This window comes from Martinezella miluonensis (assembly GCF_900094545.1).
Lineage (GTDB): Bacteria > Pseudomonadota > Alphaproteobacteria > Rhizobiales > Rhizobiaceae > Rhizobium > Rhizobium miluonense.
This window is the reverse complement of sequence record NZ_FMAH01000050.1, coordinates 37,921-46,396: the sequence shown is the minus strand read 5'-3', so window position 1 is coordinate 46,396 and position 8,476 is coordinate 37,921. Positions and strand designations below refer to the sequence as shown.

Sequence of the window (8,476 nt, the reverse complement as noted above, 5' to 3'; positions counted from 1 at the left end):
CCTTCAGCCGTCATCGCATGGTCGCTTTGGCGACGGGCACACCAAGCCGCAGCAAGGCAAGCGCATCTCAGGTCAAAAATGCAACTGTAATGCTAGCCAGTAATCGCCGAGCAACCCGCCGAGAACCGGCCCGACGATGAACCCCATGCCGAACATGGCGCTAAGCAGACCGAAGCGGCGGGCGCGCTCGTTCTCGGACGAAATGTCGGTGATGTAGGCGGTTGCCACGGATGCGTTGGCGCTGGTCAGGCCGGCAATGGCGCGGCCGAGCAGCAGCATCCAAAGCTGCGGTGCGAAGGCCATGATGAGGTAATTGACCGCTGCCCCCGCGAGCGAGATCAGCAACACAGGGCGCCTGCCGAGACTGTCGCTCAGCGCGCCGAGCACCGGCGCAAAGACGAACTGCATGGCGGCGTAAAGCGCAGTCATGATCCCGATGTAGGACGCGATGTCCTGGGAGTGGGTCACGTCCTCGAGAAGCCGCGGGAGAATGGGGAAGATGAGGCTTATTCCGACCGCGTCGAGGCAGATCGCGGCGAAGATAACGACAAGTGGCTTGTTCATAATGGCTTCAATCCATGGAAATTGCGGGCTTGCCCATGACGCGGCACTGGGCGGTGACTTCCTGCGCCTTCGCTGTTTGTTCGAGTGAAAAGGTCTGCATTTCTTTAGTGTCAGGGCCTCGATATTCGCTGAACCGAGCTGCTTTCACGATTTTCTCCTTCGGTTCGCCACCGGTGCGAAAACACTCGTTTATTCGTATCAAGTACAAAAGTGTATTAAGTACATATTTTAATTACGGACCGAGAAGGCATGCGTCAACGACAAATATGTACTCAGTATAAAATTCCTGCTATCGATGGCGTCATGACAACGCCACCCGACCGCCGAACCCGCAAACGCCTCGCCACGCGGCAAAACATTTCCAACATCGCCACGCAGCTCTTCTTCGAACGCGGTTTCGACCATGTGACCGTGGACGAGATCGCGGCCGCCGCCGACGTTGGGCGAATGACGGTTTTCAACCACTTCCCGCGCAAGGAGGACATGTTTTTCGACCGTGACGAGGAGGCTAGGGAGATGCTGCGCGACGCTTTGCGGCAACGCGGCGCCGGCATCGCTCCGATCGAGGCATATCGTCTGCTCGCGCATCGGCTCGTTGCGGAACAGCACCCCGCCGTCGATTTTTCAGCTCGCAGCGAAGGCTTCATAGAGACGATCGAGGGCAGCGAAACGTTGAAGGCGAGGGTGAGGGCGATACGCGACGAGATCGCGCAACTCGTCGCGGTGGCGCTATCCGAATGCGTAGAGCGGGAGCCTACCGATCCCGATGCCAGACTGGCGGCGGGTCTCCTTCTGGCAACATGGACAATCGCCTTCATCCAGGCACATCAAACCTTTCGGCAAGAGCGGGACACGAAGCAAGCGAGAGACGCGTTTCTCGCGATCATCGACAAAGGGGCTATCGGCCAGAAAGCCGCACTGAGCGGCACGCCTTACGCCTGATCAGGCAACGCACGCGCAATGCGTGCCCGCATGAAGCATTATTGACAAAAAATAAGCTCGACTTATTGTTAGCGTGCTTCAGTCAGCTTTGACCCCTGACCTGGCAAATGTGGCCTGGCCGTCTCCAGCGGTTGGGCCACTCCATTTTTAGGCCTCGAACCCGCATCAGCCGTCACAGGCGAATCATCGGGGCGACCAAACGCTAGTCCCGACGTTGCAGATGACCGATCAGGGCTCGCAGCTTGGGAGCCATGTGGCGACGGCTCGGGTAGTAGAGGTAGAAGCCAGCAAAACGCGGGCAGAACCTTTCAAGAATGGCGACAAGCTCGCCCCGCTCGATGTAAGGGCGAAAACTCTCCTCCATGCCGAAGGTGATTCCGGCGCCGGCTACGGCAAGCTTGGTCATCAAGGCCATGTCGTTCGTGGTGATCTCCGGCGCGACGGCGACGCTGAACTCCTTGCCATCTTCAGCGAATTCCCAGCGATAGGGTGCAACCTTGGGCGCCGGGCGCCAGCCGATGCAGCGGTGGGTGGCGAGTTCGCTCGGATGGGACGGCGCGCCGAAGCGTTGCAGATATCGCGGCGAACAGACAGCGAGCTGCCTTTCATCGCCAGCCACAGGCACCGCAATCATGTCCTGTTCGATCACCTCGCCAAGCCGGACGCCCGCATCATATCCCTCGGCAACGATATCGAATTCTTCGTCCGTCACTGTGATATCGATCTGAACCTCCGGATTGGCCTCAGCGAAGCTTGCCAGGAGAGGCCCGGACAGAAATCGCTCGGCGATCGATGAGACGGCTAGCCGCAATTGTCCGCGCGGCGGCCCGCGCAAGTTTCCGGCGGCTTCTGTTGCGGCGCGCATATCGGCAATCGCGGGGGTGACTTGGCCATAAAGTCTCTCACCCGCCTCGGTGAGGCTTACGCTGCGGGTCGTGCGCAGTACCAGCGCGATGCCGAGTGTCTCCTCCAACCGCCTGATCGTCTGGCTGACCGCTGATCTTGTAATGCCCATGCGATCTGCAGCCGCGCGAAAACTTCTTTCTTCGGCGACCAAAGCAAAGACGGCGAGCGCATTGAGATCCGGCTCCATTGGTTAGTACTACTTTCCATTGTGGCAAGAAATAGTCGTCTTATCACAACAATGAGACGGATCTACCTTTCTGGCAACTGCCACAGGGCAGTTCGAAGAACAATCAGGAAGGAAATGAACATGTCCCTCAACAAAGTCGTCCTCATAACAGGGGCTTCGAGCGGCATCGGCGCCGGGATTGCCCGAGAACTCGGTATGGCCGGAGCAAAGCTCATGCTCGGCGCGCGGCGCACAGATCGCCTCGAGGCGCTGGCGAACGAAATCAGGGAAAACGGCGGAGAGGCAGCCACACTGCGTCTTGATGTGACCGACCGCTCGGATGTTGCCGCCTTTGCCGAGACGGCGCGACGGAACTTCGGCCGCATCGACGTGATCGTCAACAATGCCGGCGTCATGCCTCTGTCGCTGATGGCCTCATTGAAAGTCGATGAGTGGGATCGGATGGTCGATGTCAACATCAAGGGGGTGCTCTATGGCATCGCCGCTGTATTGCCCGAGATGACGGCCCGTGGTTCCGGCCATATCATCAACATCGCCTCCATAGGCGCGCTGTCCGTGTCGCCCACGGCCGCCGTCTACTGCGCCACCAAATATGCGGTGCGGGCGATTTCCGACGGCCTGCGACAGGAAAATGAAAAGATCCGAGTCACCTGCATTCATCCCGGCGTCGTGGAAAGCGAGCTTGCCCACACGATCACCGATCCTGTAGCCGTGGAGGCGATGGAGACCTATCGCGCCACGGCTCTGCAGCCGGATGCGATCGGACGAGCGGTACGCTACGCGATCGAGCAACCAGACGATGTCGACGTCAACGAGATCGTTATCCGGCCGACGCGCAACCAGTGAGGTGGCGGCAGCCAACCTTGTTTCGCTTTTTTGTCGCTGCCGGGATTCTTGCAGGCGCGGCTATCTTACCCACGCAGAAAGGTCTCGCGGAGATGAATGTCGAACGAAATTCGGTTACGCAAACGCCGGAAAACCATCCCTATGTCGGAATGTGGGTCACGGCCGATGGCCAGATCCGCCACAATCTGCTTGCGAACAGTCGCTACGACGAGGCGCGCGGAAAGCGAGAGAGCGCATATCAGGGGCGTTACGCAGTCCGAGGCGATCACATCGATTATTGGGACGACACCGGCTTTACCGCCGACGGAACATTCATTGACGGCGTGCTGCATCACGCCGGCATGATCCTCTATCGGCAAGAATAACGGCGAGGCAGCCAACTGGCAAAGCTAGCATCATAACCAAGTCGGCTGCCGCCCCGATGTCGAAAAGAGAAAAGTGGGCAGGGCATGTCACAGATGGACTTCCTGCCTTGTCTTATCCTTCGCAATGCCATTTTCGAAGGAGGTGACATGAAAGAGGCGGCCTCCACGGATAGAACGGATCACTGAGATGCAGATGATGATCGAGGGACAGTCACACCTCCAGCCTTTCGGCTTACCTTATTGGGGTTTTGAAGATCTCAACAAGGGAGTTGGAAGCATGACTGCCTCTTATGATTACCATATCGGTGTCGACTACCACAAATCCTACAGCCATCTGGTGGTGCAGGACAGTGGCGGCAAGACGTTGCGCTCTGGCCGGGTAATGAACGATCGCCAGTCGCTCGGCGGGTTTCTCGAACGCTACCGCGAGAACAGCCACGCGGTTGTCGAGGCCACGCGCAACTGGATGGTGATGTATGACTGGCTCGACGACATTTGTGACGATGTCGTTCTCGCCCATCCTTTGAAGGTGAAGGCGATTGCCGACGCCAAGATCAAGACCGACAAGATCGATGCGACGGTGCTGGCGCATCTGCTGCGAGCCGACCTGGTGCCGGAGGCCTGGGCACCCAGCGACAAGGCCCGCGAGCTGCGTGTCGCGCTGCGCGAGCGGATGTTTTACGTGCGGCTGCGCACGATGACGAAAAACCGGATCGTCACGGTGTTTGATCGCTATCCGGAGCAGACGGCACAGTTGAAGAAGCTCAGTGATCTGTTCGGAAAGGCCGGCCGCGTCCAATTGGCTCAGGTGAAGGTCTCAGAGATCGACCGTGGCCTCGACTTCATCGCCGACATCGACGTGCGCATCAAGCAGTCGGAAGCAACGATCCGGGCGATGACTAAAACCAATGGCAATGTGAAGCTGTTGAAGACGATCCCCGGCATCGGCGAGTTCTTCGCCCGGCTGATCGACGCGGAAATCGATGACATATCGCGGTTTCGCAATGCCAAGAAGCTCGCCGCCTATACCGGGCTTGTGCCCTCGACCTATTCGAGTGGCGGTAAGACCTATCACGGCAAGATCATCAAGCAGGGCAACAAGTGGCTGCGCTGGGCCTTCGTGGAAGCGGTCGCCCCGGCTATCGCCAGCGATGCGCAGCTGCGCACCCAATACGAACACCTGAAGATCAGAGGAGTAAACAAGGCGCGCGTGGCCATTGCACGCAAACTTTTGACGATCGCCTTCCAGATCCTGCGTGACCAGCGCGCCTATGAGCCGCGCGACACCAGCACCATGGAAGGCGCGTCGACGATATCCCGGCTGTCCTGACTGTCGTCTAGCGAGCCCGGCAGGACTGGGCTGCGCTCCTCAAGGAGAATGGGAAGCCGGGAGCCGAACGTCACTCTGTGACCGAAGCTAACGCATTAGGTCACGTATTGGAGATTGGTTCGAGAACCGCAGGACGGCAACACGCTGTCCAGCGGAAGGAAGAGAGTTAGCCGATCGGCGCCAATGCCGATCAAACCATAACCGAACCCAAGGAAAAGCCGCCACTTGAAGGTGTTTTACCCCTTGTGTTCTTTCATTGGAGACAACAATGATCCGCCAACGCATCGCAATCGTCTATCATACGGGTTATGGACACACCGGTCGCCAGGCCGAAGCCGTCAGGGCAGGGGTCGAGCAGGTCGAGAGCGTCGAGGCCATGCTGCTATCCATCGATAAAGTCGAGCGGCATTGGGACGATCTTCATGCAGCCGAGGCGATCATCTTTGGCTCGCCGACCTATATGGGCGCGGTCTCAGCGTCCTTCAAAGCATTCCAGGAGATGACGTCGAGCGCCGTCCTCGCCAAGGGCTTTCTCTGGAAGGACAAGATCGCCGCCGGCTTCACCACGTCGGGGTCTCGATCCGGTGACAAGCTTTCTACCCTTATCCAACTGGCGATCTTCGCTGCACAGCACGGAATGCACTGGGTCGGCCTCGATCTGCCGCCGGCGAACTGCTCGTCAACGGGCTCGGAAGAAGATATGAACCGGCTTGGCTTCTGGCTTGGCGCCGGCGCCCAGGCGAATACCGATGAAGGCCCGGAGACCGCGCCGCCCGAATCCGATCTTGCCACGGCGCGTTATCTGGGGCGACGCGTCGCGCTGACGACGCTACAATTCGTTCGCGGCCGCGAAGCCATCGCCGCTCCTTCTCAATTTGCTCTTGCAACCCCATGACCGAAGAAACTGCCGATCCGATCTTCTCAGACATGCGCCCGCGTCTTGTCCGGCTTGCCTACCGGATGCTCGGATCGGTGGCGGATGCGGAAGATATCGTGCAGGAGGCATGGCTGCGTTGGCTTGCGACCGATTATACGTCGGTTCGCGAACCAGCCGCGTTCCTGCGAACCATCGTCACGAGGCTTTGCCTGAACGAGCTGAAATCGGCACGACGCCGGCGCGAAACCTATGTAGGCCCCTGGCTGCCCGAGCCGATTTTCGATCCGCAAGACGATGACGCTGTCGACGACGTAACGCTGCCGCTGATGATGGCGCTGGAGCGCCTGTCGCCGCTGGAGCGCGCGGCTTTCCTGCTGCACGACGTCTTCGGCATGGATTTCGAGGACGTAGCGCTGGCGATCGATCGCGAGGCAGCTGCCTGCCGCAAGCTGGCGAGCCGGGCGAGAGCGCATATCGCCGATGCCCGCCCTCGCTTTGCGATCGGACGGGAGCAGGGGCTCAAATTCGCCGCCGCCTTCTTCACCGCCTCAAGGACCGGCGATATGGCCGCGCTGCGCGCCATGCTCTCGGAAGAGGTCGTCGCCTATGCCGATGGCGGCGGCAAGGTACCGGCTTCGCGGAGGCCGCTTATCGGGCTTGAAGCCGTCATGCGACGTCATGAGCAGATGGCGCGCGATTTCCAGGTGCAGCCCTCGCAACTGATCCGCTATGCCCTCATCGATGGTTTGCCGGGTTTTCTCACGATGGAGGGCGGCAATGTCGTGCAGACCACCGCGCTGCATATCGAGCAGGAAAAGGTGGTTGCCATCTATTGCACGCGCAACCCGGACAAACTCCGGCACGTAGCAAGTGCCCTGGCTCACTGATCGTCGACCAGGCAAAGCGCTGGGATGTCTATCAGATGAAATACTGATGCGCCTTGAAACAAGGGGCTGACCGCTTGTTCGATTCCCGTCCGTCCGCATACCGGCAACGACAAGAGTTCGTTCTTATCTGTCCCGACATGAGACCCGTGATGACGATCGAAAGATGGCAGCTAGTGCTATTCTAGGCAACGCGGGAGATGGTTGGCACATTACTATTCATTAACCACGATCTTCAGAATTTCTGCTGTGCGCTCAATTTGCATCGCAAAATCGCCAAACTACAATCATGATTAAAGTACCGTTAGGTGGTTGAGGCGTAGCAGGATACCGGAAAGAGGGATGTACCGGTTACAGCAGACCTCCGTCAGAGTAGTGAGTAGCGGCGTGGGACAGATGAAATTCGAAAATCGTGCGATGACATACGCAACGGGTATGCGTTGGTTTGCTCTCTCGCTGATGTGCGCAACCATCACGGCCTGCGGAACAACTCAGAAAGCGCCCACCAAGCGTCAGCACGGCAAGGAATATTTCTCCGAAAAAGAATATGGCGTGAAGGCCAGCCCGCGCGTCGTTGCCAACGGCCCGGTGCCGAAGGGCGGCGGTCGCTTCATGGTGGGCAATCCCTACCAGGTGAAGGGCAAGTGGTATTATCCCAAGGAAGATTTCGGCTATAGCAAGGTCGGTATCGCTTCCTGGTACGGATCCGCCTTTCACGGCCGTTTGACCGCCAATGGTGAAGTGTACGATCAGCAGTCGCTGACTGCCGCGCATCCGACGTTCCCGCTCCCGAGCTATGCTCGCGTCACGAATGTCGAAACCGGCTCCTCCATCATCGTGCGCGTCAACGATCGCGGCCCATACCATCCCGGCCGCATCATCGACCTTTCCAACAAGACGGCGCAGATGCTCGATCTGCAGCACAGCGGCACGGGTGACGTGCGCGTGCAATATGTCGGCCGCGCCCGCATGGACGGCCATGACGATCCTTATCTGATGGCCTCCTACATTCCGAAGGGCTCGCGCCTGCCCAGCATCAATCCGGGCGGCCAGATCGCTAGCGGCGTGATGGTTGCTTCGGCTGGCCGCATCACTGCGGATCAATTGCCCGACTCCAGCACGCCCTTACGGGCAAGCCGTCAGCAGCGCAGCTTCGAAGCCACGCCCGCGATTGCGCCCATTCCGCGCCAGTCTCCCTATTCTGCCACGGCTTTCTCCGGTTCGACGCCGGATGCCGGCTATAGCCGCGGCAAAAGCAACAACCCGCCTCCGATGATGTGGAATGGCGGCGCTATGCCGGCTGTCGAGTCGGCTGCGCCTGGAATGATTGTTCTGCCGCAGATCGGACCGATCCCCTATGAGCGGCCGGATTTCACGCATCGCCTGGCAAGCCATGGCGATCAATCGCTAGGCTCTGCCGCCGCCGCCTATCAGAATACTCCGGTCAAGACCGTCTATGTCGATCTGGCTTTCGATGCCGTCATGGTTCGTAACGATGGCCTGACGCAGGAGTCGATCCTCTCGGCATATCGTCGCCAACACCAGGGCATGACGCAGACTGACTGATCAGCGTCA

The 8,476-nt window shown here is 59.2% G+C and carries 9 protein-coding genes and 1 pseudogene; 7 read left to right on the top strand and 3 right to left on the bottom strand.

The window, feature by feature from the left end:
• Window positions 1-99: 99 nt before the first annotated feature.
• Both GA0061102_RS27960 and GA0061102_RS33050 read right to left on the bottom strand, forming a co-directional pair.
• Window positions 100-576: pseudogene (locus GA0061102_RS27960) on the bottom strand (MFS transporter); the annotation flags it as partial.
• On the bottom strand, window positions 572-712 hold the full coding sequence (locus GA0061102_RS33050) for a hypothetical protein (RefSeq protein WP_159432219.1): 141 nt from the start codon (window positions 710-712) through the stop codon (window positions 572-574). The pseudogene GA0061102_RS27960 and the gene GA0061102_RS33050, both read right to left, overlap by 5 nt.
• A gap of 155 nt (window positions 713-867) precedes the next feature.
• Here GA0061102_RS33050 and GA0061102_RS27955 point away from each other — a divergent pair, with 155 nt between their 5' ends.
• Window positions 868-1,506: a TetR/AcrR family transcriptional regulator gene (locus tag GA0061102_RS27955; protein WP_092855301.1), complete on the top strand. Its 639-nt coding sequence runs from the start codon at window positions 868-870 to the stop codon at window positions 1,504-1,506.
• A gap of 202 nt (window positions 1,507-1,708) precedes the next feature.
• Here the strand turns inward: GA0061102_RS27955 and GA0061102_RS27950 are convergent, their stop codons facing one another.
• A complete protein-coding gene (locus tag GA0061102_RS27950; RefSeq protein ID WP_092855299.1) occupies window positions 1,709-2,599 on the bottom strand; it encodes a LysR family transcriptional regulator in 891 nt (296 codons plus the stop codon).
• Window positions 2,600-2,719: 120 nt separating this feature from the next.
• Here GA0061102_RS27950 and GA0061102_RS27945 point away from each other — a divergent pair, with 120 nt between their 5' ends.
• From GA0061102_RS27945 to GA0061102_RS27920, 6 genes are all read left to right on the top strand, one after another.
• The gene (locus GA0061102_RS27945; RefSeq protein WP_092855297.1) at window positions 2,720-3,445 is read left to right on the top strand and encodes an SDR family oxidoreductase; all 726 of its coding nucleotides are present in this window, start codon (window positions 2,720-2,722) and stop codon (window positions 3,443-3,445) included.
• 92 nt (window positions 3,446-3,537) lie between these two features.
• The gene (locus GA0061102_RS27940) at window positions 3,538-3,810 is read left to right on the top strand and encodes an Atu4866 domain-containing protein (RefSeq protein WP_092855307.1); all 273 of its coding nucleotides are present in this window, start codon (window positions 3,538-3,540) and stop codon (window positions 3,808-3,810) included.
• A 277-nt stretch (window positions 3,811-4,087) separates the two neighbouring features.
• Window positions 4,088-5,140: an IS110 family RNA-guided transposase gene (locus GA0061102_RS27935; RefSeq protein WP_092855305.1), complete on the top strand. Its 1,053-nt coding sequence runs from the start codon at window positions 4,088-4,090 to the stop codon at window positions 5,138-5,140.
• Window positions 5,141-5,408: 268 nt separating this feature from the next.
• Window positions 5,409-6,035, top strand: a complete 627-nt coding sequence (locus GA0061102_RS27930; protein ID WP_092855295.1) for a flavodoxin family protein — start codon at window positions 5,409-5,411, stop codon at window positions 6,033-6,035.
• Window positions 6,032-6,904 carry a sigma-70 family RNA polymerase sigma factor gene (locus GA0061102_RS27925; RefSeq protein WP_092855293.1) on the top strand — a complete coding sequence of 291 codons (873 nt, stop codon included), beginning with the start codon at window positions 6,032-6,034 and terminating at the stop codon, window positions 6,902-6,904. The genes GA0061102_RS27930 and GA0061102_RS27925 overlap by 4 nt, the downstream gene beginning before the upstream one ends.
• 393 nt (window positions 6,905-7,297) lie before the next feature.
• Window positions 7,298-8,467 carry a septal ring lytic transglycosylase RlpA family protein gene (locus GA0061102_RS27920; protein WP_092855291.1) on the top strand — a complete coding sequence of 390 codons (1,170 nt, stop codon included), beginning with the start codon at window positions 7,298-7,300 and terminating at the stop codon, window positions 8,465-8,467.
• The last annotated feature ends 9 nt before the right edge of the window (window positions 8,468-8,476 follow it).

Bases quoted from the DNA above. Each gene is read 5' to 3' on its own strand.
- GA0061102_RS27955 (WP_092855301.1), top strand. From the start codon at position 868: ATGACAACGCCACCCGACCGCCGAACCCGCAAACGCCTCGCCACGCGG.
- GA0061102_RS27950 (WP_092855299.1), bottom strand. From the start codon at position 2,599: ATGGAGCCGGATCTCAATGCGCTCGCCGTCTTTGCTTTGGTCGCCGAA.
- GA0061102_RS27945 (WP_092855297.1), top strand. From the start codon at position 2,720: ATGTCCCTCAACAAAGTCGTCCTCATAACAGGGGCTTCGAGCGGCATC.
- GA0061102_RS27940 (WP_092855307.1), top strand. From the start codon at position 3,538: ATGAATGTCGAACGAAATTCGGTTACGCAAACGCCGGAAAACCATCCC.
- GA0061102_RS27935 (WP_092855305.1), top strand. From the start codon at position 4,088: ATGACTGCCTCTTATGATTACCATATCGGTGTCGACTACCACAAATCC.
- GA0061102_RS27930 (WP_092855295.1), top strand. From the start codon at position 5,409: ATGATCCGCCAACGCATCGCAATCGTCTATCATACGGGTTATGGACAC.
- GA0061102_RS27925 (WP_092855293.1), top strand. From the start codon at position 6,032: ATGACCGAAGAAACTGCCGATCCGATCTTCTCAGACATGCGCCCGCGT.
- GA0061102_RS27920 (WP_092855291.1), top strand. From the start codon at position 7,298: ATGAAATTCGAAAATCGTGCGATGACATACGCAACGGGTATGCGTTGG.